Source organism: Paenalicyclobacillus ferrooxydans (assembly GCF_001399675.1).
Lineage (GTDB): Bacteria > Bacillota > Bacilli > Alicyclobacillales > Alicyclobacillaceae > Alicyclobacillus_B > Alicyclobacillus_B ferrooxydans.
Genome location: NZ_LJCO01000096.1, coordinates 1 through 26299, shown reverse-complemented (window position 1 = coordinate 26299; position 26299 = coordinate 1). Strand labels below are relative to the sequence as shown.

Sequence of the window (26299 nt, the reverse complement as noted above, 5' to 3'; positions counted from 1 at the left end):
AATACAGGAGGAAACAGATTGAATAACAAAACGGCAGCATCCCTAGTACCCCTTGTGAACCGAGAAGTCAAGGGAATAGAGCGGGAGCATCTCCTCGCAGCATGCAAAAGCTTCGTGAAAATTCCTTTAAATACGTGGTCCTATTCGGACCTTGAGATGCTCGCTACGGGTGTTTTTTCTCCGCTCGACGGCTTTGTCAACAGTACAGACTGGAACAGCATTCTGCAGAATATGCGCCTTGCCGACGGACGGGTCTGGTCTATCCCGATTACGCTTGCGGTTACAAAAGACGTGGCAGAGCATCTGCAGGTAGGCCAAACAGCTGCCTTGGTGGGTGAGGATGGTGTCACATACGGCACCATTGATGTGACGGAAGTATATCAACCCGATAAGGCTCGTGAGGCACAAGCGGTTTATCGAACAACGGACGAGGCACATCCTGGCGTTAAGAAGCTGTATGAACGCGGGGATTATTACGTCGCAGGGCCCATCCAGCTTATCAATCGGAAACAACCGGATGAGTTTATGGAGTATTACCTCGATCCGGTTGAAACACGCGCAGAGTTTCAGCACCGTGGTTGGAATACTGTGGTTGGGTTCCAGACGCGAAACCCGGTTCACCGTGCCCATGAATACATCCAAAAAACAGCACTGGAAACGGTCGATGGCCTGTTCCTGAATCCCTTGGTCGGGGAAACCAAGGCGGATGACATCCCAGCTGACGTGAGGATGCGAAGCTACCAGGTCCTGCTCGAAAACTACTACCCAAAAGATCGTGTTTTCCTCGCTGTTTACCCAGCAGCCATGCGCTATGCAGGCCCTCGCGAGGCCGTACTCCATGCGCTGGTTCGGCGAAACTTCGGCTGTACCCACTTTGTTGTGGGGCGCGATCACGCTGGCGTTGGCAGTTACTACGGAACTTATGATGCACAGAGGATTTTCGATCATTTTAACGTTGCCGAGCTCGGCATTACGCCTCTGTTTTTCGAGAACAGCTTCTACTGCGAAAAGTGTGACGGAATGGCGTCTGACAAGACATGCGCTCATGATGCACAGCACCGCTACATCTTGTCTGGCACAAAAGTGAGACAGATTCTTCGAAGCGGTGAAAGACCGTCACCGAAATTCACCAGACCGGAAGTCGCAGACGTTCTGATTGCTGGATTAGCGGAGGTGCAACGGGTTTGAGCGAGCAAAAGCTGTCAAAAGTCGAAGTCATTAAACAAGAGGGAAATCAGCTTCGAGGGACGATTGCCGAGGCGTTGCAGGATGGAACGGTAAAGTTTGAGGAAGAAAACATCCAGCAACTGAAGTTCCACGGAGTCTATCAACAAGACGACCGGGACCTGCGCAAACAGCTCCGCAAGGAAGGGAAAGACCGGCACTACATGATGATGGTGCGGGCCCGAATCCCCGGTGGCATCCTTACCGCTGAGCAATACCTGCAGTTTGACGCGATTTCTGAGCGGTGGGGCAATGGCACGATGCGCATTACGACTCGTCAAACCTTTCAGTTGCACGGAATTCTAAAAGGTGACTTAAAGGCTACGATGCAGGCCATTAATGAGAGTCTGATCACGACTCTTGGCGGCTGCGGCGATCAGGTCCGCAACACCATCTCTTGCGCTATGCCTCGTCGAGAGCCGTATGCGGATGTCGTTCGGCAGGACCTCTTGGACCTCGTGGACCGGTTTAGTGCGAGGACGGGTGCCTATCATGAGATCTGGCTTGACGGGGAAAAAGTGGACCTCCCGACAGACGCCCCGGAGGAACCGCTCTACGGGCGAACCTACCTGCCGCGCAAGTTCAAAATCGGTTTCACGTACGAAGGAGACAACTGTGCCGACGTGTATTCGAACGATCTCGGTATTGTCGTTCACCTCGAAGGCGGCACTGTTTCAGGGTACACCCTGCTGATTGGCGGCGGGATGGGGAGAACAGCAAGTGACTCGAGCACACACCCGCGTCTCGCCTCAGAGTTTGCCTTTGTCACGAGAGCCGAACTTGGCGACACCTGTGAGGCAATCATAACGGTGCAACGGGATTACGGAAACCGAGAGAACCGCAAGGTTGCACGTATGAAATATCTCATTGATGAAAAGGGCCTCGAGTGGTTCAAACACCAGGTGGAGGACCGTCTGGGACATCAGTTGACGCCGCCGCGGGACCTGGTTTGGGATTCCTTCGAAGACCATCTCGGCTGGAACAATCATCACGACCATGATGAATGTTATCTCGGGCTGTTCATCCCGGAAGGCCGCATCAAGGACGAAGGGGATTATCGTCTGAAGTCTGTACTGCGGCAGATTATGCAGGATTACGGGCCAAGGGTGCATCTGACGACGCAGCAGAATCTGATCCTTGAGGGCATTCGCCACGCGGACAGACTGCAGATTGAGCGGCTTCTCCGTCAAGCGGGGGTCCCTTTGGTGGAAGAGGTGAGCACCCTGCGCCGCAATGCAATGGCATGTGTCTCCATGCCGACCTGTGGTCTCGCCATTGCGGAGGCAGAGCGTGTTTTACCCAGCTTACTGCCGCAGTTGGAGTCTGTTCTGTCACAGTACCATCTGGAGGACGAGCCCATTACGGTCCGGATGACCGGGTGTCCAAATGGGTGTGCTCGGCCGTATATCTCCGACATCGCTTTTGTAGGGCGCGTACTCGGTAAGTACGATGTGTTTGTCGGAGCTGATGCAATGGGGACAAGGCTGAACGAAGTGTTTTTGGAACAAATCGCTTTCGAAGACCTGGCGAGCACGTTGGAACCCGTGATTGCGCTTTACGCAAGGGAGCGTAAGGAGTATGAACGGTTCGGTAACTTTTGCCATCGAGTCGGTTTGGAGGCGCTGCGTGATGCAGTGCGGATGGTTCGATGAGTCGCTGCACACGAGGGATACAAGCCGGGACTGTGTACCTTGTTGGTGGGGGGCCAGGAGCACCAGGTCTTCTAACGGCGCGCGCCTCACAGGTCTTGGCAGTGGCTGATGTAGTCGTATATGACCGATTGATCTCACCGCGTTTGCTGTCTATGGCATCAAATACCGCGGAGTTTATCTACGTCGGCAAAGAGGCAGGGCACCACGCGATGAAGCAGCACACGATAAATGACTTGCTTGTTGACTTGGCCTTTCAGGGAAAACAAGTGGTTCGTCTAAAAGGCGGCGATCCGTTCGTGTTTGGCCGAGGCGGAGAAGAGGGAGAAGCCTGCCTCGGTGCGGGTGTGCCGATTGAGGTTGTGCCAGGCATTACATCACCCGTAGCGGTGAGTGCCTACGCAGGAATCCCTGTGACGCACCGTGGTGTGTCAACATCCTTCACAGTCATCACGGGTCACCAATGTGAAGCCGGGAGGCCTGAAGATGTCGATTGGCGAAGTCTCCGGTCGGAAACCGGGACTTTGGTGATTCTCATGGGGATCAGCCGTCTAGACAAGTTGACTCAGTGTCTCTTGTCACTCGGCCGCAATGCAGACACCCCGGTTGCCCTCATCCGTTGGGGGACACGTGCAGACCAGGCCGTCCTCACCGGATCACTCGGAACCATCTGCAGACGGGTAGAAGAAACCTCGTTTCAGCCGCCCGCCATTATTGTCGTTGGCGATGTGGTGAATCTGCGCGACACACTCCAGTGGTTTGAACAAAGGCCTCTTTTTGGCAGGCGTGTCCTGGTCGCAGCGGACACGACAAAAGAAGGACGGCGAATGGCAGAATCGCTCGAAGCGCTGGGTGCAGAGACAGTCGATATCTCTGTGGAACAAGGCACGCGTGTCAATCGCACGGAGATACAGCGGATGCTGTCGCGTCCACTCTCACCTCAATCCTCTCTTTATTTCTGTAACGTGCAGGCTGTCCATCAGTTCTTTGCGGTACACAGCGGGTTGGACCTCGATGTTCGCACTCTGGCAAAGTACCAATTTGGAGCACGAAACACACAAGTAGCTCAAGCCTTGAACAAGCATCGAGTTACGGCTGATTTTATTGGCACCCCTGACAAATCACTGCTTGCGTCAATGGATGGTTATCAGCACACGGAATTTCAGGTGGATGTCGCAAGGGTTGACGGTGGGGTTACCGCAGAGATATATCGGTTCTGCAACACTGAGGTGAACACTTCACAGCTTCAGGCTATCGTAAATGCTTGTGATACGCCTTTTGATCTCTGTTGGTCCACATCAGCGGAGGCTTCGAGGTTGATTCAAAGGCTGCAGACGTATGCTGACAAACTGCTCGTCCGCAACTGGTTGACTCGCGATGACGCACCGGAACCGACAGATGTGCAGCGGGTTTTGGGTGACGATGGCCGACAGGCTGTTGAGGCTGTTGAGGTCGTGAGATGACGAAGTTGGACAGGGATAACGGCAAATCTGTGGCCGTGTCCACGACCCTCATCCTGTTCGTTGGCCATGGAACTAGGGCGGCTGCTGGTGTCTCTGAGTTTTTGCAGTTCTGCCGTCTGGTAGAACAACAGATTCTTGAACAACTGGGTTCAGAGGTTTGCACGCACCCAAAGGACCGATTGAATAGGGCGTCTCTCAGGTTCGAGTGTGCCTTTCTTGAGGTCTGTGAACCTGATTTGGTGACAGCACTCATCCGCGGGTGCACACCAGATGTGTCTCTGGTGCTCGTTGTTCCTCTTTTCTTGTTTCAGGCGGGCCACATGAAACACGATATTCCAGGACTGATTCAGGCAGCGGAGTCGCAAACCGGATCGGTGAAGATAGAAGTTTTACCGGCGATCGGTGTAGACCCGGCCTTTATCGAGGTCGCGATGACAAGGCTAACGGAAGCAGGGTACGTGACAAAGGGTGAAGTCGAGTCGCAGGCAGTATTGCTCCTTGGGCGTGGGAATCAGGACAGTTCGGCGCAAAGTGATTTTGATGTATTGGCTAGTCGCGTCAGGAGTCAGGCCAACGTGCACGAATCCTTGTTTGCGACAGGCTACCTGGCGGGAAGTGGCAGAGATTGGCGAGACGCACTGTCTTCCTTAGTTCAAACCGGAGTTCAAGCCGGGGCACGGTTTGTTTATATTCAGCCGTATCTTTGGTTTCACGGCTGGCTGACGGAGCAACTGCCAAAATGGGTTGAGGATTGGCGGCGGGAGGCCATTTGCGATGCTTCGCTACGCGATGCCAATCAGAGTGCTGGTGCCAGTGAGAGTGGTGCCAATGAGGGGGCGGCGAAACAACTGGAAATTCGCATTGGGGAACCGCTTGGAGTTCACCAAACCCTTGTCTCTTCTGTAGCTGAAAGGGTTTTGACAGTGCTAGTGAGATAACTCCATTGCCATGTTTATGAGAAATTGAAGTAAGTACCGAAGTACTGATTGAATGACGGCTTTGTGATAAGAAGGTGGTTGTCGTGCCCGAGCCTCGTCCATATTATGCAGCGTTCCTCGACTTGTCCGGACGTCTTTGCATCGTTGTAGGCGGTGGGAAGATCGCTGAGCGGAAAGTCCAAAAACTGCTTGATTCACACGCCAGGGTGCGGGTTATCAGTCCCAACCTCTCTCCTCAATTAATGAGGTCGGTGGCGGATGAAAGAGTGGAGTGGATACAGCGGGGCTACCAATCCGGTGACGTCTCCTCTGGCTGGCTCGTTTTCGCCGCGACCAATGATCCGAAAGTGAACCGCGCCGTGGCCTGTGAAGCCGAGGCGGCAGGGAGAATGGTGTATGTTGTGGATGACCCTGCAGCCTGTACATTGACCGTTCCTGCTACAGTAAAACGAGGGGCGTTGCATGTTGCCATCTCGACATCAGGAACCAATCCGCGTCTGGCAAGACAGCTGAGACGAACTCTTGAGGCCGACCTCGACGACAAAACCAACGGTTTTCAAAAGGAAATCCTAGCTCTGTCGGAGCCCTTCCAGAGTGAGGACTTATAAGCCGCGAGGAAGCAGCACGGAACCGAGCCGTTACGTCTTGTTTCCGCCCCTTCGTGGTCCGGTGGTCAGTGAGCGGCGTTGCCGCTTTGGAGGCGACTTTGCATATTCCACAGTTTGTGGACTGACTCGACGGTCGTTCTCAGGGGATACCTCTTTCGGACGAAGAAAGTTACTCCACAGGGGCGCCCGTATCGGTGCGTCCTTCATCCCATCGAGCTTAAACGGTGCGTAGGGAGCCCAGTACGGGACGCCAAAAGAACGCAGTGACAGCATGTGGTTGATGACCAGAATGATACCGACCACAAGCCCGTAAAGCCCGAAAATGCCAGCCAGGATGATCATCGGGAAACGCAGGATTCGCAGTGCAATGGCAGCGTTGTAGGCGGGCGTTGCGAACGATCCGATGGTTGTCAAAGCGACCACCACGACGGTGATGGGACTCACGAAACCTGCTGAGACAGCAGCCTGTCCGATGACGAGGACGCCGACAATCGACAGTGCACCACCGACCTGCTGAGGCAGACGGAGTGTTGCTTCTCGCAGGACCTCCATGGAGACCTCCATGATGAGCACCTCAACGACGGCAGGGAATGGCACCCCGGCACGACTGCCTGCCACAGCGACCGCAAATTTGGTTGGAATGAGCTCAGGATTATAGGAAATGACGGCAACGTACATAGCCGGGAGAATCAGAGAGAACACCAGTGAAACCAGTCGCACTGCCCGGACAAGAGTCCCCATCAACCAACGTTCGGTGTAATCGTCCATGACTTGATAAAACTGAACGAATGTTGCCGGTGCGATGAGGGCGAACGGTGTCCCGTCAGTCAGGATGACGACACGGCCTTCCAATAGGGCTGCGCAGCACTTGTCCGGGCGTTCAGAGTTCAACATCTGCGGGAACGGGCTCCAGTGGTTGTCTTCAATATATTGCTCGATGGTGCCGGCGTCGAGAACACTATCAATATCAATTTTGTTGAGACGGTTGCGAACACGGCGGACAAGATCGGGATCGCAAAGACCTTCCACGTAACAAACAGCGACTTTGGTTTTGGTCATGCGTCCGAGTTCCATCGACTCCATTCGGAGGTCCGGTGTCTGTAAGCGGTATCGAATCAGTGACATATTGGTACCAATAGCTTCTACAAACCCGTCTCTTGGGCCTCGAATGGCCTGTTCGGTTTGCGGATGAGACGGCGTACGATGATCGATGGACCTCGTGGATAGGACGATGGCTTCTTTGAGGTGTTGTATCAAAATGACCGTGTTCCCGCGAAAAAGTGCCTCGGCCAATTTGGTGACGCTGACCTCCACATAAGCTTCTCCGAAGTTCAAAGCCTGCTTGAGCAGAAATCGGACAACATCGCCTCGGGCCACTTTCGTCCTGGTCATGTTGGTGGTCACGAGAGGTTTTAAAACGTCCTGATTGATGCGTTCGCTGTTGACGAAGTTCGATAGGTACATCACAGTAGCCTCATATTGTCCAAGAACGTCGATTTCTCGCGTTGTGAGGTCGTCATTTGGACTGAACAGGCTGCGAAGAATTGCAATCGTTTCGTTGTTGTTTCCGGAGACTTTTTGTTTGCCAATCGCCTCAAGATGTTGACTGGGAGGCATCGTGTCAGATGCACGCTTTTCTGCGTTATTTGACTTCCAGAAGGACATCAGGTTCTCCTTTGCTTTGCAGGCTTATTACGAGTGAGTCATCTAGTTGGTGTGTTACGCATGGTGCTTCATTCGTAAGAAGGTGCCGATAAGGACCCCGACCATCGCGAACAACAGCGGCAACCAGACTGGGCCGAGCAAGTGTCCCATCACTTTGAATGTGGGTGCATAAACAATTCCTACAGTCCCCAGGTAAGCTGCGAGTACAAATGAGAGCGGATGAGCAACGCCTCCGGCATCGCGGTAAGCATCCCAGATGGCAAACATATAGACGCAAGGGTAAAACATCAGCCATTGAAAATTGGTGACACTGATACTCTTCTCAATATGACCTTGAAAGCTCAGCATAATGGCTTGATTGAGCTCGGCCTTCACATTGATGACAAACTCCAGGAGTATAAACACCAGACCTTTGATGTACTTTCCATTCAGCAGTTGGCCAAAGCCGGGAATCGCGATGCTCCAGAGAATCTTCTCAGTTTTGTTATTCACACTGTACGCCTCATTTGCCCATGACCATGAAATTTACCCGGGAGTATATGATTGGGTCTAGATCAGCAATCTATACATCTGAGGTTGGTAACCAGATGGGGGGAGGAAAATGCCCGATAAACCGGCGTAATGAGCAGGTTATAAGTCTATGGCAGGCCAGTTGGTTTTGTAGAACGCTGGTCTGCCTTTTTTCCGTTTGTGTGATAGTTTTCGAAATCATTGGATATCACTGGTTGTTCTTCTCTCATTAGAAATGATACGATAAATAGGCAGAATGTTTCGTTTATCAAAGCTGGTTGTGGATTCTGATTTCATACATATCTATGGGTACTAGGTTCATATACAAACATCGGAGGAGGAAGGACCATGAAGATAACCTTTCAACATACGTATAACGCTCCGCGTGAACAAGTATGGACACTGCTTCAAGACGAAGACACGTTGGTTCGGACGTTACCTGGATGCAAACGCCTTCATTTGGTTCGAGACGGCTTGTACGAAACAGAACTCGGGCTCGATGTGGGCCCCATCAAGGGACTGTTCGAGGGCCATGTTGAGATGTGTGAACAAGAAGAGCCCACTCGCTATCGTTTGAAACTCAGTGGTCGAGGAAAACCCGGAGAACTCACAGCGGACTCCTGGGTTTTTCTTGAAGATAAAGACGGAAAGACGGTGGTGACATGTGACGCAGACGCACAGGTCAGTGGGTTGTTAGCATCCGTTGGTCAACGGGTTACCGGAAGTGTCGCCCGAATGTTGCTCGGGCGCTTCTTCAAGAATGTCGAAGCAGAGTTGCGCAGGTCGGCAAGTTAGTGGTTTGCAGCACAGGAACGTGAAGGCCTGAGAGCTGACGCGAGAATGCCAATCCATGAATGCTTGAGATGCAACCAGGAGGTGTTGATAGTGAGTCAGAAACAGCATGTGACCCTGACTGTGAATGGTGTAAAACGCTCCCTTGAAGTAGAACCGCGACAACTTTTGGTTCATGCCCTGCGAGATGACCTCGGGCTCACAGGTACCCACGTCGGCTGCGATACCAGTCAGTGCGGGGCCTGCACGGTGCTCTTGAATGGCGAAGCTGTGAAGTCGTGCACAACGCTTACAGTTCAGGCCGATGGTGCCGAAGTGACGACGGTTGAAGGGCTTGGCGACATGAACGATCTGCACCCTGTGCAGGAGGGCTTCTGGGAAAAACATGGGCTTCAGTGTGGTTTTTGTACTCCCGGTGTGATGATGACCGCTGTGGGGCTCTTGAAACATAACCCCAATCCTACCGAGGAAGAGATTCGAGAAGGGTTGGAAGGTGTTATCTGTCGATGCACCGGCTATCAAAATATTGTTCGTGCGGTTCAATATGCAGCTCAAAAAACCAGCCAACAGGGAACCGCGGTGGAAGTCGCTGCTGCAGGCAGCGGATCGGAAGAGTAGAGGAGGGCGTGTGAATGGCGAGTGTATTCGGTTCAACACTGAAACGTCGTGAAGACCCACGGCTCATCACGGGGAACGGTCAGTATTCAGAAGACATCCAACTGCCGGGAATGTTGTACGCGAGCGTCCTCAGAAGTCCGCATGCGCATGCACGGATCGTCAACATCAATACGGATGCAGCGAAAGCGCTCGAAGGCGTGGTGGCGGTCTACACCGGAAAAGATCTTGAGGGCAAGATTGGCACTGTCCCAACAGCGTGGCTTCCGCCAGACAGCAACATTCAAACACCTCCGCACGAGGTTCTTGCTGTGAACAAAGTTCGTTATGTCGGTGATGGCGTCGCGCTTGTGGTTGCGGAAAACCGTTACGTTGCCAGAGACGCCGTTGACCTGATTCAAGTGACCTACGCGCCCCTGCCCGCTGTGGCGGAGCAGGAACAGGCGATTGCTGATGGAGCGCCGATTTTGCACGATGGCGTCGAGAACAATGTTGCCTTCCACTGGCAGGCCGGAAACGCCACAGACGATGTCTTCGAGAATGCTGAAGTCATTGTGAAACAACGTTTTCGCCAGCAACGGTTGATTCCAAACCCGATGGAGCCTCGTGCTGCAACGGCTCAGTATAACCCTGCGACCGGTGAAATGACGTTATGGGCCACATCTCAGAACCCGCATATTCATCGGTTCCTGCTCTCCGGCATTCTGGGGATTCCGGAAAACAAACTCCGGATTGTATCTGTTGATGTGGGCGGAGGGTTTGGCGCAAAAATCGCTTGCTACCCCGACGAGGCCATGGTCGCCTATGCAGCGCGTGACCTGAAACGCCCCGTCAAATGGGTCGAAGACCGCCGCGAGAACTTCCTTGTCACCTCACATGGGCGCGACATGGTCCTTGATGTCGAGTTTGCTGGAACCAAGGACGGTGACTTCACGGCCATTCGAGTTAAAAACATCGCCAACATGGGTGCATATCTTTCCACCGCAGGTCCTGGTGTTCCGACCATCCTGTTTGGACTGATTGTCCCTGGCGCGTACAAGATTCCATATGCAGCGGTTGATGTGTACGGCGTATTCACGAACACAACACCGACCGATGCCTATCGCGGCGCAGGGCGCCCGGAGGCCACATATCTGCTTGAGCGCATGGTGGACCTGTTTGCTGCCGAGATTGGCAAGGATCCGGTCGAGGTTCGCCGCCGCAATCTGATTCAATCTCACGAGTTCCCATATAACACCGCCATGGGCCTCGAGTATGACAGCGGGAACTATGAGGTTGCCCTGGATAAAGCGCTTGCCATGGTCGGCTATGAAGAATTGAGGCAAAAGCAGCAGGAACTGCGCAGTCAAGGCCGTCACCTTGGCATCGGCGTGACAACCTACGTGGAGATCTGCGGCCTCGGGCCTTCACAGGTCGCTGGCGCGGTCGGATTCCAAGGTGGTCTTTGGGAGAGCGCCACCGTGCGCGTCCATCCAACCGGTAAAGTTACGGTGTTCACAGGGGCATCGCCGCACGGTCAAGGTGAGGAGACCACGTTTGCACAGATTGTCTCACAGCGCCTTGGCGTCCCGTTTGAGGACATCGAAGTGGTGCATGGGGATACCAATCGGATCGCCATGGGCTGGGGCACCTACGGCTCCCGGACGACACCTGTCGGCGGCAACGCGATTGCAGTCGCTGTCGACAAGGTCCTCGAGAAGGCGAAAAAGATAGCGGCCCACATGCTCGAGGTGTCGGAGGAAGACGTTCGCTTCGAAGACGGCAAGTACAGCGTGGAAGGCGCGCCAACTCGTTCCGTCACTATTCAGGAAGTCACCTTGCAGGCATACCTGGCATGGAACCTTCCGCAGGGTGTGGAGCCGGCGCTTGAGGGCACTGCCTTTTACGATCCGGTGAACTTCGTCTACCCGTTTGGCACGCACATCTGCGTGGTTGAGGTCGATGAGGAGACCGGTGATATCGACCTTGTCAAATATGTGGCTGTTGACGACTGCGGGCGCGTCATCAACCCGATGGTTGCGGAAGGTCAGGTTCACGGCGGTATCGTCCAGGGGATAGGGCAAGCACTGTGGGAAGGCGCGGTCTACGACGAACAGGCACAGCTGCTCACGGGTACGTTCATGGATTATGCAATGCCAAAGGCGCGCTTCTTTAAGGAGTTTGAAACAGCATTCACCGAGACGCCAGCCCCACAGAATCCGCTCGGCGTAAAAGGTATCGGCGAAACAGGCACGATTGCGTCCACCCCAACCGTAGTCAACGCGGTAATGGATGCCTTGCGGCCATTTGGCGTGAAGGACATCAACATGCCGCTGACCCCGGAACGCGTCTGGAATGCGATTGAGAAAGGGAGGCAGGAAGCGTGATCTCAAGCACATTTGAGTACGAGCGCGTCAGTACTGTGGCCGAAGCGATTGAGAGACTGCAGGCGGCGGGTGGCGAAGCGAAACTTTTGGCAGGCGGACACAGCCTGCTGCCAATGATGAAGCTGCGTTTAGCAAGTCCCGGCAAGTTGATTGATATCAGTGCTGTTCAGGAACTCCATGGGATTGTCCGCGAACCTGACGGGTTGGTGGTCGGAGCCTTGACGACGCACGCACATGTGGCATCGAGCCCGATGGTGCGTGAGTACCTCCCGGCTTTGGCGCAGGCTGCGTCCAAAGTGGGCGATCTCCAAGTCCGAAACCGTGGTACCCTCGGCGGCAATCTGTCACATGCTGACATGGCATCTGACCTGCCTGCCGTGGCGCTGGCTTATGAAGCCGAGGTCTACGTTGTCACGATGGATGGCGAAGAGACGCTGCAAGCGGAAGAGTTCTTTCTCGGTCCGCTGTTAACGGCGATGCCTGAAAACAGTGTGATGCGGAGCGTGAAATTCCGAACGCCGCCAAGCGGATCGAAAAGCGTGTATGAGAAAGTTCCGCACCCAGCATCGGGTTACGCGGTGGTTGGTATTGCCGCAGTGGTGGCCGTGAACGAGGACAACGTCGTGACCCACGCACGCATCGGTATCACGGGTGCAGCGGACGTGGCCTACCGGGCGCGCGGCGTCGAAGACGCGCTCATCGGCAAGGCCTTCACTGAGGAGGCGATTCAATCCGCCGCTGTGTACGCTTCGGATGACGGCATGATTGCCGGCGACCTCTATGCCTCCGAGGCTTACCGACGCCAGTTGTGCAAGGTTCATACGGCGCGCGCTTTGAGGAAGCTGCTGGCACAATGAACAGTCCCAGTCAGGTACAAGAGACGCTGACAGCGCATGGGTACTACCCAAGTTCAGCACTCGCAACGGCCCTGTTCCTGACCATTCGACTCGAACGTCCACTGTTTCTTGAGGGCGAACCGGGGGTTGGCAAAACCGAGCTAGCAAAGGTGATTGCCTCGGCCCTCGGCCGCCCTTTGTTACGCCTCCAGTGCTACGAAGGGTTGGATAGACAGGCGGCGTTGTATGAGTGGAACTACCAAAAGCAGTTGCTTCATATCCGCGTTGCGGAGGCGGTGAGTGAAGCCGGAACAGCGAACAGTCGTGAAATGGGGAATGGCGGGGGAGCAGGGAACCGTGACGGGGCGTCCAATGGCTTCAATTCCGATATCAATCTGCTCGATACCGGAGACACGAGGGACAACCGGGGGGCGCTCTCGCGCGGTTCGCTCGAGTCGGAACTGTTTTCAGAGGAGTTTCTCTTGAAGCGGCCGTTGCTCGCGGCCATCGACTTCGAAGGTCCTGCCCCGGTGCTGTTAATTGACGAAGTAGACAGGGCGGACGAAGCATTTGAGGCGTTTTTGCTTGAACTGCTCGGAGAGTTCCAAGTGACCATACCCGAACTTGGAACCATCAAGGCCAAGGACCGCCCGGTTGTGATTCTGACCAGCAACCGGACCCGAGAAGTGCACGATGCCTTGAAGCGCCGCTGCTTTTATCAGTGGATTGATTATCCTGAGTTTGATAGAGAACTCGAGATCCTCCTCGCGAAGGTGCCGGAAGTCGCAGCTGAAATCGCCCATTCCGCAGTAGCTTTGGTGCAGAGACTACGTGAAGAGCCGCTGTTCAAACGTCCTGGTGTTGCTGAGACGGTACACTGGGCAGAGGCACTCGCAGCACTGGGTACGAAAAAGTTACACCCTGAAATTGTGGAGCAAACCCTTGGTTGTCTTCTGAAATACAAGGATGACTTTGATTTCCTCACGCAGCGAAAGGGCGAAGCGGGATCGCGCATCTCGACACTCGTGACCGAGGCCGAGCGCCAATGACGGACTTTCTCGCTGGGAATCAGACCGTTTCACATCTGCTTGCATTTCTCAGGGGACTCAGGGCAATGGGGTTTCGTATTGGCAGTGATGAGGAGCAATTGGCACTGACCGCTATCTCGGAGGTTGGGTGGGAGAGTGAATCGGTGTGCCGGGACGCGGTGGCTGCTGTCGTCGTCAAGAACCCAGTCGAATACCCGCTGTTTGTCATGGCGTGGCAGCAATTCTGGTTGCTGCTTCGCCGGCCGGGTGATTCCTGGGTCGCACGCCAGACACTGATGTCCAGCGTCATGCGGCAAAAGTCAGAGCGGCATAAACGTCCAGACGTGATTTGGATGGGACAGAACCAGGCGGGGCGCCCTGCGTCGGAGGAGGAAGCACCAGATAACTTCTCCGTGTTTTTGAAGGGTGCGCAAACCCCGGACGAAGTCTTGCGCTACAAGGACTTCTCGAAGCTGACGGAGGCTGAAGTTCAGGAACTGCTCTCCTTCGGATTACACTTGGAACCCGCGAAGCAGCGAAGCCTGCGCAGAACGGCCAGTCGGCAAGGCAAGACGCTTGACTTGTCGGCGACGCTTCGTAAAAACGCTGGCAGCACAGAAGTGGCGCAGTTGGTGTACCAGAAACGACGTACCAAGCCGAGACCGCTTGTGATGATTTGTGACGTGAGCGGATCGATGGACCCCTATAGTCGGGTGATGTTACGGTTTGCTCATGCACTTTGTGTGAACGACTGGGACATCGAAGTCTTTGTATTCAGCACCCGGTTGACCCGCGTCACGCGTTGGCTGGAAATTGCAGATGGCAACGATGCGTTATCCACGCTGACAGCGAATGTTCAACACATGTCGGGCGGTACGCGTCTGGCGCAAACGCTGCGAGACTTTCATGACGACCATGCGCGCACAGTCCTGCATACCGGTGCGATTGTACTGCTGGCGACGGACGGGCTCGATACCGGATCGACCGAAGAACTGGAGACACAGCTCAGACGTCTATGCCGCCTGTCGCAACAACTCATCTGGTTGAACCCGCTGGCTGGACATCCGGGATACACCCCGACAGCGAGGGGGGCAAAGCTGCTGCAGGCCTATGCCGATCACGCTTTTCCAGCCCACAATTTCAACGCGCTCGACGCAGCGTGGCAGCGGATTCGGGTGCTTAGGCAGAGCCGGCCTCCGCGCCGTCAAAGTGGATTCACAGAAGGTTGAGAGGCGGTTGGGCTGACGAGCGAGGGGTGGGCTTGGAGCATGCTGCAACCGCAAGGACGCGCGAGGGTTAGACTTTGAGTAGGGTGCAACCGCAGAAACGAGTGAGGGTTAGACTTTGAGTAGGGTGCAACCGCAGAAACGAGTGAGGGTTAGACTTTGAGTAGGGTGCAAAGTCGGGGCTGGTCTGGTCGGGAATGGACTCTACCAACCAGCCGGTGGGGAATTTAAGCGACATGGCGCCGCTTGATGCGACTAGGGCGGACGAGCAGCAGGTAGCTGGCTATGGCAGCGAGATCGCAAATGGGAATGACGATACCAAGGGGAAGGTCAGCTCCGCTGCCCATCATGCCAACTAAAGGGGCAGCAAGGGCACCCATCAGCATCTGGGGCAAACCCATTACGGCAGCCGCACTGCCGGCACGGCCCCCCTGCTCTTGCATGGCGAGGGAGGTAGCGGTCGGGCCAACAATCCCCACGCAGCACACAACGAAAAAGAGCGGCGGCAACACACCAACAAGAGAGGCGCCAGTTGCTATCATCAAAAGAAAAGTTAAGCCGGCGACACCCGCGAGAATGAGACCGCCGACAAGCACCTTGGTTTCACCATACCTCCGGGATAGGCGTGCCGAGACTTGGCCTGCTATGATAATCCCAAGCCCGTTGGTTGCAAATGCGACACTAAACATCTGCGGCGATAGGCCGAAGATGCCTTGCAAGACAAACGGCGACCCGGAGATGTAGGAAAACATTGCTGCGAAGATGAATCCAAGGCTCAAGGCATAGCCGATGAAGTGCTTATCTCGCACCAACAGTGAGACCGTTGATGCGGTTTGCCGCAGACCGCCGGTATGTCTGCGTTCGGGCGGCAAGCTCTCTTTGAGACCAAAAAGCACGCTGATAAACATCAGGCCCCCGAGTGCAGCGAGCACGATAAATACGCCATGCCAAGAAGTGAAACGCAAGATCTGACCGCCGAGGATGGGGGCTGCAATTGGAGCAACTCCATTGACCAGCATGAGGAGCGCCAGGAACTCTGTCATCTTGTGGCCCTCATAGAGATCGCGGACGATGGCATTGGCAATGACAATCCAAGCCGAGCCAGCGAGTCCCTGAATCAGCCGCAGCCCGATTAAAACGTAGATAGAATTGGTAGAGGCACATAAGAGGGATGCGATGGTATAGATGGCGGTGCCTGCGAGAAGGGGTATTCGCCGTCCCCGTGCATCGCTAAGCGGGCCTGCCAGCAACTGACCCGTGGCAAGGCCGATGAGACAGGCAGTCAAACTTAACTGGGCTACTGAAGCCGAGGCGTGCATATCACGGCTCAAGGCAGGCAGTGCGGGCAGGTACATGTCAATCGAGAGCGGTGCAACGGCAGACAGAAAACCAAGAATGACGATCTTGGAAACGCGTCGTTCTACAGCCTCAGGGCTGGAAAGATGTTCGTGAGCCATGTTGTCCTCCATATTTTGAGACTAGATGTCACCGTGTAACGGATCGCAACGGATCGCAAACGGGCAACCAACGGGCAACCAACGGGCAACCAACGGGCAACCAACGGGCAACCAACGGGCAACCAACGGGCAACCAACGGGCAACCAACGGGCAGCGCGCACAAATAAGTTCCATTTCTTCCCTTGATGCTTATTTTATCGGGTTTCCGGAGTGTGCAGAGGACAAAATTACCCCTATCTGTTCAAACGGCCCGGTGATCCGTTGGAATTCGCTCTACAACGAACTTTCCATACGTTATTCCGGCAGGGGTGTCAGCGTCTGAGCCAGATAAGGGAAATATTTTCCCTTGTCAGCCCAGCACCACAGCCCAGCACGTCAGCCCAGCACGTCAGCCCAGCACGTCAGCCCAGCACGTCAGCCCAGCACGTCAGCCCAGCACGTCAGCCCAGCACCACAGCCCAGCACCACAGCCCAGCACCACACCCTAGTGCAACACCTTGCCGATCACGGTTTTATTGCCGGTATCTACCGACACCGGTTTATTCCATTGAAAGCTGGGATTCTTACGATGTCACTCATTATACAGACAAGTTGTGGAAAAGTTCAGGGTACGTTCGAAGGCTCTGTCGCCGTATGGAAGGGTATTCCCTTCGCCAAGGCGCCTGTAGGAAAGCTGCGGTTCCAGGCGCCACAGCCCCGTGAGCCGTGGGAAGGTGTGTTCGATGCAACGGAGTTTGGTCCGGCTTGTGTTCAGGGCCCGAACGCGATGAACCCAAAGGAAAAACTGCCTCAGAGCGAGGATTGCCTGAATCTGAACATCTGGTCACCTGGGGCCGACGACAAGAAGCGCCCCGTGATGGTTTGGATCCACGGCGGGTCATTCGTCTTCGGATCAGGCCGCACACCTTGGTACAATGGGCGGTCGTTTGCTGAACAAGGTGACGTGGTCGTCGTGACCATCAACTACCGGCTCGGTCCGCTCGGATTCCTATATCTCGGCGATCTCGTTCAACAGCACCCGGAGTTTGGAGAAGAGTATGCGGTATCTGGCAACTGCGCCTTGCTCGATCAGATTTCGGCTCTCCAGTGGGTTCATGACAACATTGCGGCGTTCGGAGGCGACCCTGACTGTGTGACCGTTTTTGGCGAGTCAGCTGGCTCGATGAGCGTCGGTTCGTTGCTTGTTGCACCCGCCGCCCGTGGTCTGTTTCAGCAAGCCATTATGGAAAGCGGTGCCCCGTCGATGAAACGGATCGACACCGCTGTCGAGACACGGAATCGTCTCCTCGAAGCTTTAGGCCTTGGCTCAAACGACGCGGCGCAGCTGTTTGAACTGCCTGCAGAACAACTTGTTGCGGCCTCGGACAAAATTGCGCAAGGAACACGGCTCACGTGGAGTCCTGTCATGGACGGCACAGTGATCACGAAGCCTTTCGCCACCGCACTTGAATCGGGAGCATCAAAAGGAATTCCACTCCTGATTGGATGTAACCTCAACGAGCTCACGCTATGGACTGCGCGCGATCCGATGTGGCGGCAAGCTCAAGACGATACCGCTTTGATGCAAATGTTTGAGCGTCGCTGGGGGAAAATCCCGCCTGAACTTGCTTCGTTCTATTTCAATGGCAAATCGGGGACGGAGTTGCTCGATGCTCTGACGCAACTTGGTTCATACAGCGTCTTTGGCGCTCCCATCCAGAAGATTGCGAACCGGCGAGTCGGCGACAGTCCCTTGTACGTGTATCGGTTTGACTGGCAAAGTACCGCGGCGAAGGGTGTCTTGAAGGCATGTCATGCCCTTGAGATCCCGTTTGTGTTCAACACCATTGACGATCCGAGTTCACAAGTATTCACAGGAGACTCCGCAGACCGTGCTGCTGTGGCCATGCAGATGCATCACGCGTGGATTGCATTTGCACACACGGGTAACCCGAATACTGGTGAACTGCCCCAGTGGCCCGCGTATAATCTCGATAGCCGTCCAACGATGATCTTTGATGTGGAAAGTCGTGTGGTGAACGATCCGTACGGGGAAGAACGCATCGTCTGGGAGCAAGTCATTGGGCAGTAGAGAGTCCCGGAATCAACCCCTTTACGCCTAGGTTGACGACGGCACCCGTTGGTTGACAGCGGGTGCCGTGCTCTTGCTGCTCTGCGTTGAAACAGAGCGGGCGATTGGGTGGTAGGCAGGGTAGCCGGCCTTCGATCGATTGGTCAGCTGACACGTTGGGGCCGCGCAGAGCGGCTATTCTATTTCGCCAGATGTTCAAAGAAGCTGCAGTAGATGTGCCCCCCGGCATAAAACTGGCCAAGGTCAACGGACTCATTTGGTGCGTGTAATCCGTCCGCGAGGCCGGAGAATCCCAGGGACACCATTTCGACGCCAAGAAGGTTTTTGAACGTTCCCAAGACGGGGACGGTCGCTCCCATTCGCATGTGGATGGGGGCTGCCTGTTTCACCTTCTCGAGTGCGGCGTCTGCCGCCGAGAGGGCCGGGTGCGTCTCCGGCATCAAATATGGATCAGCTTTCCCAGGAAGCGGTGTGACGGAGGCTTCCACGCCACTTGGCGTGTGAGCGAGAATGTGTGCCCTGATGAGCTCACGGATCTTATCAGGATCTTGGTTCGCTGCCAGCCGGCAGGTGATCTTTGCGTGGGCTTCGCAAGGGATAACAGTTTTGGTTCCGTCGCCCTGAAATCCGCCCCACATTCCATTAACTTCGAGTGTCGGTCGAAACCAGGTACACTCCGTGACGGACCAGCCAGGCTCGTGGACGAGCTCGGTAGCTCCAATGGCTTGACGAAACACGTCTCCAGACACAGGGATTCGTCTAGCCATCTGTCTTTCAGCATCGCTCGGGTCAACAACGTGATCGTAAAAACCAGCAACGGTGACTCGTCCATCCGGATCGTGCATCGATGAGATCATATCGGTCAGCACGTGCAGGGCGTTGCGAACGACGCCGCCAGCGAGTCCTGAATGCAGATCCGTCCCTCCCGTTTTGATGTCAACCTGCAACCCGCACATTCCCTTCGTTCCAACAATGACCGTGGGCAGGTCCCGAGAGATTTGCGCTGAGTCGGAGCTGGCTGCATAGTCACAAGCCAGCTTCGCTTGGTTTTCCTCGATCCACTTTGGCAACGATGGGCTGCCAATTTCCTCTTCGCCCTCAACAATCAGCTTCACGTTTAATGGCAGACGTCCGCTTGTTCGCAGATGAGCCTCAACAGCATGGATAAACACCAGCACATTCCCTTTCATGTCACTGGCACCACGGGCATATAGTCGGTCACCGCGAACCTCAGGTTCAAATGGAGGAGACTGCCACAACTCGAGCGGATCGGCCGGTTGAACATCGTAGTGACCATAGAGCAGGATGGTCGGGGCTCCTTCGGCGTGCAGCCAGTCCGCGTAGACGACTGGATGTCCACCCGTCTCACAAATCTCTGCATGCTCAAGACCAGCGTCGGTCATGCGGGACGCGAGCCAATGTGCTGCATTGAGAACGTCACCCTTGTTCTCCGGAAGGGTGGAGACACTCGGGATACTGAGGAATGCCTTAAATTCGGCAAGAAACCTTTCCTGATTTGAATCCAAGTACGATTTCCAAGTCTGCAATCCGGATCACCTTTTCTCTTTTGTCGTTTGCGGGTTTGTCTGTAAACCTGAATCTCAACGTCCTACCATCGAATTATAGACGAAATTTACTTATATGGTGGATTATTTAGACAAATTATGGATTTACACGTGGGATCCGGTGAGGCGCAGCACAGTGCGCTCACGGGGGATGAGTCCATCGGTAGGGCTTACATGGGGATAGAATTTGGTCCTTTTATCTGTGAACTTAATCGAACAATGCTCCGTCTTTGTCTATAGAGTGTGTGCCAACAGTGAAAGATGGCTGATTGGCATGCAAAATGTCATACTAAGGATGATTTGTGAGGTTCGGTGAACTCGGGCCGAGAGGACTGCGTCGCCCGGGAGGTGGCCGGTATTTGACGGAAGACGATATTCGTCTGATTAAGAGTGCAAAACGCGGTAACATGGACGCGTTTTCTAAAATGGTGTCAAACTACAAAAACTTTGTGTACAGAACCGCATACGGCATTCTGAATCACAAGTCGGATGCTGAAGATGTCACCCAGGAGACTTTTATTAAAGTGTATCAGTCTCTCAAAGGGCTTCGCGATGAGCGGACGTTTCCATCGTGGTTGGCGAAAATCACCGTGCGAAATGCACTTGATTGGCGAGAACGGCATCGTCGGCATCGTACAGAGTCCTACGAAGAGTCGTTGGTTTCAAGCGGTCTCAATCCACATCATCAAAGTGAGATTCGGATGGATTTGTACCAGGCGATGCAACGACTCGGTGCGGATCATAGAACCATTCTCATCCTGCGTGAGCTTCATGGTTTTAGTTACGACGAACTCGCTGAGATTCTGGAGCTTCCAGTTGGAACTGTGCGATCACGATTACATCATGCAAGGCTGCAACTGCGTGACGAGTTAAATAGAGAAGGGAGTGTGTGACCATGTATTGTGATTTTCAAACCAGCGAACTCTCCGCCTATGTGGACGGTGAGCTGTCGGGTGAAAAACGGAAGGTAGTTGAACATCATGTAGGGCAGTGTGCCGAATGTCGCGAAGTCATTCGCGACATGCAACAGGTTCACGAGTGGGTGCTGCAAACCCTCGAGGCGGAAGTTGTTTCCACGGATCTTCAACCGCGTGTTCTTTCCGCTGTGTCCTTGATGCATCAAAGTGTCCAAGCAAAAAGGGTACTCCAGCTGTACACCTGGGGCCTGGTGGTGGTTTTTGCAGCAGTCGTTTGGGGCATCTTAGCGTCACCTGTCGGACGTTTGATGGAAGTCTTCTTCCGTCTAGGGGTGGCAGCAGGGCATAGCTCTCTTCGTTTGCTCGGAGCAGTTGGATTTACCTGGTCAACCGTCATTATCGTCTCGAGTGTTGTTCTCTGTACGGTATGTGCGATTACAGTCTTTCGGATGTTGAAACCAAGTGAGGTTGTTCTATGAATCGATGGTTTGGCAGATTGCTTGTGGTGGTACTTTTTGCGACAGCGTTTTTGCTGCCGGTCTTGATGTACCGACCCCAGGTACAGGCTGCAACCCAGGGACGCATGACGTCCGCTGAAACCCTTGTGACGGAGAGCCCGACGGTCATTCCGAAAAATGAGCAGGTCGAGGACGTCCTCGTCCTTGGCCATAATGTTACCGTGGAAGGAAAGGTCACGGAAATCCTTGTCGTCCTCGATGGAAACGTCCACCTGGGACCGAACTCTTATACAGGTATCGTATTTGACCTTGGCGGCAGTATCACGCAATCTCGCGGCGCGCACGTTGGTGCGATGTATCACGTACGGCTGAACACGCCGTTTTGGAATGGGGCGTTGTTTGGTGTTACCGTATCGCTGCTTGTATGGGCAGGTATGCTTGCGGTGAGCGTCGCCTTGGTTCTGCTAGCTGTACTTTGTGCCATCGCTTTGCGAAATCAGCGCGTTCCGCTTGGCAAGCAAGACGGTTCGATCCGGAAGATGGGACTTCTCGGAGTACTAGTCACCGTCATTGTAGGAGCTGTCGGCAGTCTGCTGGCGTTAACAGTGGTTGGACTCCCGGTGGTCGGTCTTATCGCAATCCTCTATCTTATTGCCGGAATTGGCGGTTTTTCCATGACTTCGATGTGGATCGGCGGACTTGTCCTAGGGCGTCAGTCCAACGAACCGTTTGTTTCGCCGGGAAACCGAGCGTATATCGTGCAGGCGCTGATCGGATCAAGTTTACTGATGGCCACGATGAACATCCCGTTTGTGGGATTAATAGTGTTCCTGATGACATGGTTAACGGGGATTGGAGCCGTGACCACTTGGCTCTCGGAGTTGTTGCGTGCGCGTAAATTGCAGAAGCGGCACACGTAGGTGGACCGGTTCAGGCGCCGCAGGTACGACGGGGGCTTGGCGTGCGGCAGGAGCCTGGAGGAGCCTGGAGGAGCCTGGAGGAGCCTGGAGGAGCCTGGAGGAGCCCGTGCCATATGGTGAGGCGGAGCTGGGGGTGACGGGAGCTGGCATAAAGGAACTGAGTTCCGCTAATAGGCTGAGCCGCTAGTGACAGTGGTGGCATAAAGGAACTGAGTTCCGCTAATAGGCTGAGCCGCTAGCGACGGTGGTGGCATAAAGGAACTGAGTTCCGCTAATAGGCTGGGCCGCCAGTGACGGTGGTGGCGTAAAGGAACTGAGTTCCGCTAATAGGCTGGGCCGCTAGTGACGGTGGTGGCGTAAAGGAACTGAGTTCCGCTAATAGGCTGAGCCGCTAGTGACGGTGGTGGCATAAAGGAACTGAGTTCCGCTAATAGGCTGGGCCGCTAGTGACGGTGGTGGCGTAAAGGAACTGAGTTCCGCTAATAGGCTGAGCCGCTAGCGACGGTGGTGGCGTAAAGGAACTGAGTTCCGCTAATAGGCTGAGCCGCTAGCGACGGTGGTGGCGTAAAGGAACTGAGTTCCGTTAATAGGCTGGGCCGCTAGTGACGGTGGTGGCGTAAAGGAACTGAGTTCCGTAAAATTGTGGTCGATCGGAATCTCAACTGCCTTATCGCATCGGACTTGTGGAATTCGCTTTTCGCGGCATTGCGCGAAAAACAGAGATGCCAATTTCGAACAAAATCAACACGATAATCTGCGCAATGACGAGTACCACTGAGGTTGTCACTTCGGTAGTAAAACGAACGAGTTGACCTAAATTCAACATGTATCTACCTCTCAAAATGAGTCAGTGTCTATGTTGCGTCCTGTTGAGTGTTTCAAGCCGTGAAACCACAATCCGCACAGTGTTGAATCCCCAAAGCGCACATGGTGAAGAATATCGGAACGTCGTTCAGTACAACACTATGTGTAACCTAATCGTGATCCCTCGAAACATGTTTATCAAACAAGCCCTTTGAAGGTGTTTCGCCTAAAAAGACGGAGACCTTTATCAAATAGTTCACGAGCTCGTAAATTTTTTTGACCGTTTCATTTGTGAGCGTCGGATGAACATTGAGGGGTTGCGGGCCCATCACAACTGTGATTGGGCCCACACCTCAATTGGCATTCGAGGTAGCGACGACAATAAGCACACCGACGGAGTGAATGCTTTATGAACCAATATAGACGAAAGCACGCCATCGGCTCCGCCATTGTGGTTGCTGCCGTGACGGTTCTCAATGTAAACGATGCGGTGATTACAGCGATTGCACGCGATTGTGGCAGCAGCGTCAGTGACACAAACGGACGTGCAAGCAATCTCAGCGTCACAAGCGGATGCGCAAGCAGCGTTAGAGTCACAAGGGGACATGTAAGCAGCGTCAGCGTCACTAACGAGCCTGGCAGTGGTCTCAGCGTTAGCGTCACAAACGGGCGGTCTGGCACGGTCAACGCAAACGAAAACGGCACGACCGGCAGCAGGGTCGAACCGGGTGACCCGAGTCATATCTCCGGTTCGGACAGCACAATCTACTACCGAAACAAAGTTGTCGTTTTGACCTACCACGATATATCGCCGAATGTGTATTCACCGTTTGTCATGACCCCGAAAGCATTTGCTGCACAACTCGATGCATTTCAAAAGAGAGATTTCCATGTCATCACTAACGCAGAGTTCATCCGCTTTATCAACGGTCAGGGTCCGGTCCCCCCGAATGCAATTTTGCTGACATTTGACGACGGGTACCGGAACATGTACACCTATGCGCTTCCAATCTTAATGAAATACCACGTGCAGGGGACGTTCTTTGTGATTGTTGGGACAGCCGACAAACAGGACCCCAAAACACTTTCCTGGTCGCAAATTCAGACCATGGAACAAGAGGGTATGACGTTCGGAAGCCACACTTACGACGCCCACTCCTTAATATTTCGCCACGGGGAGTTGACACCTGTTTTCAATACCACAATTGTGGTGAACGGACATTTGGAGACCGAGCACCAGTACTACACGAGGGTACAGGTCGACTTTGTAAAGGCGAGAGCCAGACTCAGCGAAGTACTCGGTGTGAATGTGGTAGAGTTCGCGTGGCCATATGGTTATGGAAACTCAGCCTCCAATCGGATTGCACGGAGAGCTGGATATCAGTATCTGTTTACGACTGCACCTGGCTATGTCACTGCGCAATCGAACCCCCATTTCATTCATCGGATAGATGTTGGGAAGACCAATATTACCCCGAAAGAGGCGGTACAAAGGATACTTGACACAGGAAGGTTTATGCCATGGTTGTACCATCGAGAATAAGCTAATAGACGCCGACACTTTGGTCCCGTCACGTCGCAAGACTGCCTGTCATGAAACCCACACTTGTCCGCTATTCGTCTGGTATCGATCCCGTTAAAGACCCCGCAGCAGCCGCAATCCACGCCATGAAACTCCTTGGTTGTTTTTTACACCTCCTAAACCGTCACAATTCGAGCTTTTTCTACGAAATTTATGGAGAACATCAGTGAACTTGGGAGATTGAAAGAAAGGGAGTAGAGATATGAATGTAGCATGTGACTTAGGAACAGCAAACTTTCGAGCCTCAGTTTCCGGGGGAGAAGGGGCGTTCAGCGAACCTAGCGTCGTTGCGCGTGATACACTTGGCAAAGTAACTGTTGGGCACGATGCACATGCTATGATTGGACGCAATCCAGGACAAATCGAAGTCGTTTCTCCTTTTGAAGGCGGGATTCTGCGCAACTTTGAAGCGGCAACAGAAATTATCAGGTATTGCACGACGCGGCTTATGCCAAGGCGTTTTCGGAGGAATAAATTCGCGCTGACTCTGTCTATTCCATCGGGACTTACCCAGGTGGAACTGCGTGCGATGGAAGACGCAGGAAAAGCGGCCGGCGCAGGGAAGGTTCAGTTTGTCAACTCGTGTGTAGCTGCCGCGGTGGGTGCAGGGTTGCCTGTTGAGAACCCACGCGGGTTCCTTGTGGTTAACCTCGGAGGCGGTGTAACGGAGGTCGCGCTCCTGTCACTGCGCGGTGTGGTTGCAAGCGCAGCGGTGCGGACGGGAGGTCGGGGTATTAATGAGCGTCTCAGTGAATATGTCAGAAAAGAGCATTCGCTTTTGGTTGGAACCCAGACCATGGAGGCCGCGAAAATTAATTTGTGCGATGATGCTGAAGCGACTGAACAAGAAATTCGTGGTCGTAATGTCCTTACGGGGTTGCCACAAAGCGTGATGCTTCAAAGAAGTATTGTGGACGAGCAAGTACAATCGTACTGCAAGATGATTGTCGAGTTGATTGGACAAGTCATTTCCAAATGCCCCCCTGAACTCGCAGGCGATATCATCGATCAAGGCATCATGTTAGTCGGAGGAGGGGCTTACATTGCGGGGATCGTCTCTGAACTAGCTGATCATCTCGACGCACCTGTAATTGTTGCCGACGAGCCTGAGAGCTGCGTGATTCGAGGTTTAACGCAGTACGCGGCAGCAGGTCCAAAGTCGCGAGTGCGCAGTTTACTCAAGCTCGCCTCCCATTGAGACGGCTGTGCCTAAGGTCTGTCGACTGTGCCTCAAGTGCCTCGTTTTCTGGTCACGCCGATTCCTTGATTCGTTTCGAGTATGTGGAAACAATTCCCGAGTACCGAAATGCTGAAGTGCCAAAATGCTGAAGTGCGCTGCTGGTGCAGGTTTTCGAACCTGCGCCTTGATTTGTTTTACGTCCATTCATTGTCTCAGAGGGTTGTCGCATATCGCGGCGTATATATGTATTTGGTGGACATCGAAAGTCGCAGCAGGCAAGGCGGTAAGGCGGTAAGGCGGTAAGGCGGTAAGGCGGTAAGGCGGTAAGGCGGTAAGGCGGTAAGGCGGTAAGGCGGTAAGGCGGTAAGGCGGCAAGGCGGCAAGGCGGCAAGGCGTTAAGGCGGCAAGGCGGCATCACTGCAGC

General features: G+C 54.2%; 22 protein-coding genes. 17 read left to right on the top strand and 5 right to left on the bottom strand.

What is annotated here, in order from left to right:
• The first annotated feature begins 18 nt into the window (after nt 1-18).
• From sat to AN477_RS20840, 5 genes are all read left to right on the top strand, one after another.
• Nucleotides 19-1188, top strand: coding sequence for a sulfate adenylyltransferase (gene sat / locus AN477_RS20860; protein WP_054971119.1), 1170 nt, complete (start codon nt 19-21; stop codon nt 1186-1188).
• Nucleotides 1185-2876: an NADPH-dependent assimilatory sulfite reductase hemoprotein subunit gene (locus AN477_RS20855; RefSeq protein ID WP_054971118.1), complete on the top strand. Its 1692-nt coding sequence runs from the start codon at nt 1185-1187 to the stop codon at nt 2874-2876. The genes sat and AN477_RS20855 overlap by 4 nt, the downstream gene beginning before the upstream one ends.
• The gene (gene cobA, locus AN477_RS20850) at nt 2873-4336 is read left to right on the top strand and encodes a uroporphyrinogen-III C-methyltransferase (protein WP_054971117.1); all 1464 of its coding nucleotides are present in this window, start codon (nt 2873-2875) and stop codon (nt 4334-4336) included. The genes AN477_RS20855 and cobA overlap by 4 nt, the downstream gene beginning before the upstream one ends.
• On the top strand, nt 4333-5274 hold the full coding sequence (locus tag AN477_RS20845) for a sirohydrochlorin chelatase (RefSeq protein ID WP_054971116.1): 942 nt from the start codon (nt 4333-4335) through the stop codon (nt 5272-5274). Before cobA ends, AN477_RS20845 begins: the two co-directional genes overlap by 4 nt.
• An 83-nt stretch (nt 5275-5357) precedes the next feature.
• Complete coding sequence (locus tag AN477_RS20840) at nt 5358-5882, top strand: precorrin-2 dehydrogenase/sirohydrochlorin ferrochelatase family protein (RefSeq protein WP_083486535.1); 525 nt, start codon at nt 5358-5360, stop codon at nt 5880-5882.
• Nucleotides 5883-5912: 30 nt separating this feature from the next.
• On the opposite strand, the gene AN477_RS20835 is transcribed toward AN477_RS20840, so the two are convergent.
• Both AN477_RS20835 and AN477_RS20830 read right to left on the bottom strand, forming a co-directional pair.
• Nucleotides 5913-7547: a spore germination protein gene (locus tag AN477_RS20835; protein ID WP_054971115.1), complete on the bottom strand. Its 1635-nt coding sequence runs from the start codon at nt 7545-7547 to the stop codon at nt 5913-5915.
• Nucleotides 7548-7601: 54 nt separating this feature from the next.
• Nucleotides 7602-8039 carry a hypothetical protein gene (locus AN477_RS20830; RefSeq protein WP_054971114.1) on the bottom strand — a complete coding sequence of 146 codons (438 nt, stop codon included), beginning with the start codon at nt 8037-8039 and terminating at the stop codon, nt 7602-7604.
• Nucleotides 8040-8405: 366 nt separating this feature from the next.
• On the opposite strand from AN477_RS20830, the gene AN477_RS20825 reads away from it, so the two are divergent.
• The 6 genes from AN477_RS20825 to AN477_RS20800 all read left to right on the top strand — a co-directional run bounded on the left by AN477_RS20825 (nt 8406) and on the right by AN477_RS20800 (nt 14923).
• Nucleotides 8406-8852 carry an SRPBCC family protein gene (locus AN477_RS20825; RefSeq protein WP_054971113.1) on the top strand — a complete coding sequence of 149 codons (447 nt, stop codon included), beginning with the start codon at nt 8406-8408 and terminating at the stop codon, nt 8850-8852.
• A 90-nt stretch (nt 8853-8942) separates the two neighbouring features.
• Nucleotides 8943-9467, top strand: a complete 525-nt coding sequence (locus tag AN477_RS20820) for a (2Fe-2S)-binding protein (protein ID WP_054971112.1) — start codon at nt 8943-8945, stop codon at nt 9465-9467.
• A 14-nt stretch (nt 9468-9481) separates the two neighbouring features.
• On the top strand, nt 9482-11830 hold the full coding sequence (locus AN477_RS20815) for a xanthine dehydrogenase family protein molybdopterin-binding subunit (protein ID WP_054971111.1): 2349 nt from the start codon (nt 9482-9484) through the stop codon (nt 11828-11830).
• On the top strand, nt 11827-12687 hold the full coding sequence (locus AN477_RS20810; RefSeq protein ID WP_054971110.1) for an FAD binding domain-containing protein: 861 nt from the start codon (nt 11827-11829) through the stop codon (nt 12685-12687). Before AN477_RS20815 ends, AN477_RS20810 begins: the two co-directional genes overlap by 4 nt.
• On the top strand, nt 12684-13715 hold the full coding sequence (locus tag AN477_RS20805; protein WP_054971109.1) for an AAA family ATPase: 1032 nt from the start codon (nt 12684-12686) through the stop codon (nt 13713-13715). Before AN477_RS20810 ends, AN477_RS20805 begins: the two co-directional genes overlap by 4 nt.
• 65 nt (nt 13716-13780) lie before the next feature.
• Nucleotides 13781-14923: a vWA domain-containing protein gene (locus AN477_RS20800; protein WP_169787935.1), complete on the top strand. Its 1143-nt coding sequence runs from the start codon at nt 13781-13783 to the stop codon at nt 14921-14923.
• Nucleotides 14924-15147: 224 nt separating this feature from the next.
• On the opposite strand, the gene AN477_RS20795 is transcribed toward AN477_RS20800, so the two are convergent.
• On the bottom strand, nt 15148-16377 hold the full coding sequence (locus AN477_RS20795; protein ID WP_054971107.1) for a multidrug effflux MFS transporter: 1230 nt from the start codon (nt 16375-16377) through the stop codon (nt 15148-15150).
• Between the two features lie 569 nt (nt 16378-16946).
• Between AN477_RS20795 and AN477_RS20790 the strand changes: the two genes are divergently transcribed.
• Nucleotides 16947-18449 (top strand): carboxylesterase/lipase family protein, encoded by a 1503-nt coding sequence (locus tag AN477_RS20790; RefSeq protein WP_083486552.1) that lies wholly within the window; start codon nt 16947-16949, stop codon nt 18447-18449.
• Nucleotides 18450-18628: 179 nt separating this feature from the next.
• Here AN477_RS20790 and AN477_RS20785 read toward each other — a convergent pair whose 3' ends face one another.
• Nucleotides 18629-19996 carry a dipeptidase gene (locus tag AN477_RS20785; protein ID WP_054971105.1) on the bottom strand — a complete coding sequence of 456 codons (1368 nt, stop codon included), beginning with the start codon at nt 19994-19996 and terminating at the stop codon, nt 18629-18631.
• A gap of 377 nt (nt 19997-20373) precedes the next feature.
• Here AN477_RS20785 and AN477_RS20780 point away from each other — a divergent pair, with 377 nt between their 5' ends.
• Genes AN477_RS20780 through AN477_RS20770 form a run of 3 tightly spaced genes read left to right on the top strand, consistent with a single transcriptional unit; the run spans nt 20374 to nt 22309 of the window.
• Nucleotides 20374-20907 (top strand): RNA polymerase sigma factor, encoded by a 534-nt coding sequence (locus AN477_RS20780; RefSeq protein WP_054971104.1) that lies wholly within the window; start codon nt 20374-20376, stop codon nt 20905-20907.
• A 2-nt stretch (nt 20908-20909) separates the two neighbouring features.
• Nucleotides 20910-21410, top strand: a complete 501-nt coding sequence (locus AN477_RS20775) for an anti-sigma factor family protein (RefSeq protein ID WP_054971103.1) — start codon at nt 20910-20912, stop codon at nt 21408-21410.
• Nucleotides 21407-22309, top strand: coding sequence for a hypothetical protein (locus AN477_RS20770; protein WP_054971102.1), 903 nt, complete (start codon nt 21407-21409; stop codon nt 22307-22309). Before AN477_RS20775 ends, AN477_RS20770 begins: the two co-directional genes overlap by 4 nt.
• 667 nt (nt 22310-22976) lie before the next feature.
• Here the strand turns inward: AN477_RS20770 and AN477_RS24830 are convergent.
• Complete coding sequence (locus tag AN477_RS24830) at nt 22977-23135, bottom strand: hypothetical protein (protein ID WP_157062099.1); 159 nt, start codon at nt 23133-23135, stop codon at nt 22977-22979.
• Between the two features lie 387 nt (nt 23136-23522).
• Here AN477_RS24830 and AN477_RS20765 point away from each other — a divergent pair, with 387 nt between their 5' ends.
• Entirely contained in the window at nt 23523-24656 is a 1134-nt protein-coding gene (locus AN477_RS20765; RefSeq protein ID WP_054971101.1) for a polysaccharide deacetylase family protein, read from the top strand.
• A gap of 241 nt (nt 24657-24897) precedes the next feature.
• Nucleotides 24898-25893: a rod shape-determining protein gene (gene mreB, locus AN477_RS20760; protein WP_054971100.1), complete on the top strand. Its 996-nt coding sequence runs from the start codon at nt 24898-24900 to the stop codon at nt 25891-25893.
• The last annotated feature ends 406 nt before the right edge of the window (nt 25894-26299 follow it).

Excerpts from the sequence above, each read along its gene's own strand:
- AN477_RS20815 (WP_054971111.1), top strand. The coding sequence starts at position 9,482 with ATGGCGAGTGTATTCGGTTCAACACTGAAACGTCGTGAAGACCCACGG.
- AN477_RS20805 (WP_054971109.1), top strand. The coding sequence starts at position 12,684 with ATGAACAGTCCCAGTCAGGTACAAGAGACGCTGACAGCGCATGGGTAC.
- AN477_RS20825 (WP_054971113.1), top strand. The coding sequence starts at position 8,406 with ATGAAGATAACCTTTCAACATACGTATAACGCTCCGCGTGAACAAGTA.
- AN477_RS20795 (WP_054971107.1), bottom strand. The coding sequence starts at position 16,377 with ATGGCTCACGAACATCTTTCCAGCCCTGAGGCTGTAGAACGACGCGTT.
- AN477_RS20770 (WP_054971102.1), top strand. The coding sequence starts at position 21,407 with ATGAATCGATGGTTTGGCAGATTGCTTGTGGTGGTACTTTTTGCGACA.
- AN477_RS20775 (WP_054971103.1), top strand. The coding sequence starts at position 20,910 with ATGTATTGTGATTTTCAAACCAGCGAACTCTCCGCCTATGTGGACGGT.
- mreB (WP_054971100.1), top strand. The coding sequence starts at position 24,898 with ATGAATGTAGCATGTGACTTAGGAACAGCAAACTTTCGAGCCTCAGTT.
- AN477_RS20835 (WP_054971115.1), bottom strand. The coding sequence starts at position 7,547 with ATGTCCTTCTGGAAGTCAAATAACGCAGAAAAGCGTGCATCTGACACG.
- cobA (WP_054971117.1), top strand. The coding sequence starts at position 2,873 with ATGAGTCGCTGCACACGAGGGATACAAGCCGGGACTGTGTACCTTGTT.
- AN477_RS24830 (WP_157062099.1), bottom strand. The coding sequence starts at position 23,135 with ATGTTGAATTTAGGTCAACTCGTTCGTTTTACTACCGAAGTGACAACC.
- AN477_RS20765 (WP_054971101.1), top strand. The coding sequence starts at position 23,523 with ATGAACCAATATAGACGAAAGCACGCCATCGGCTCCGCCATTGTGGTT.
- AN477_RS20845 (WP_054971116.1), top strand. The coding sequence starts at position 4,333 with ATGACGAAGTTGGACAGGGATAACGGCAAATCTGTGGCCGTGTCCACG.
- AN477_RS20790 (WP_083486552.1), top strand. The coding sequence starts at position 16,947 with ATGTCACTCATTATACAGACAAGTTGTGGAAAAGTTCAGGGTACGTTC.
- AN477_RS20800 (WP_169787935.1), top strand. The coding sequence starts at position 13,781 with ATGGGGTTTCGTATTGGCAGTGATGAGGAGCAATTGGCACTGACCGCT.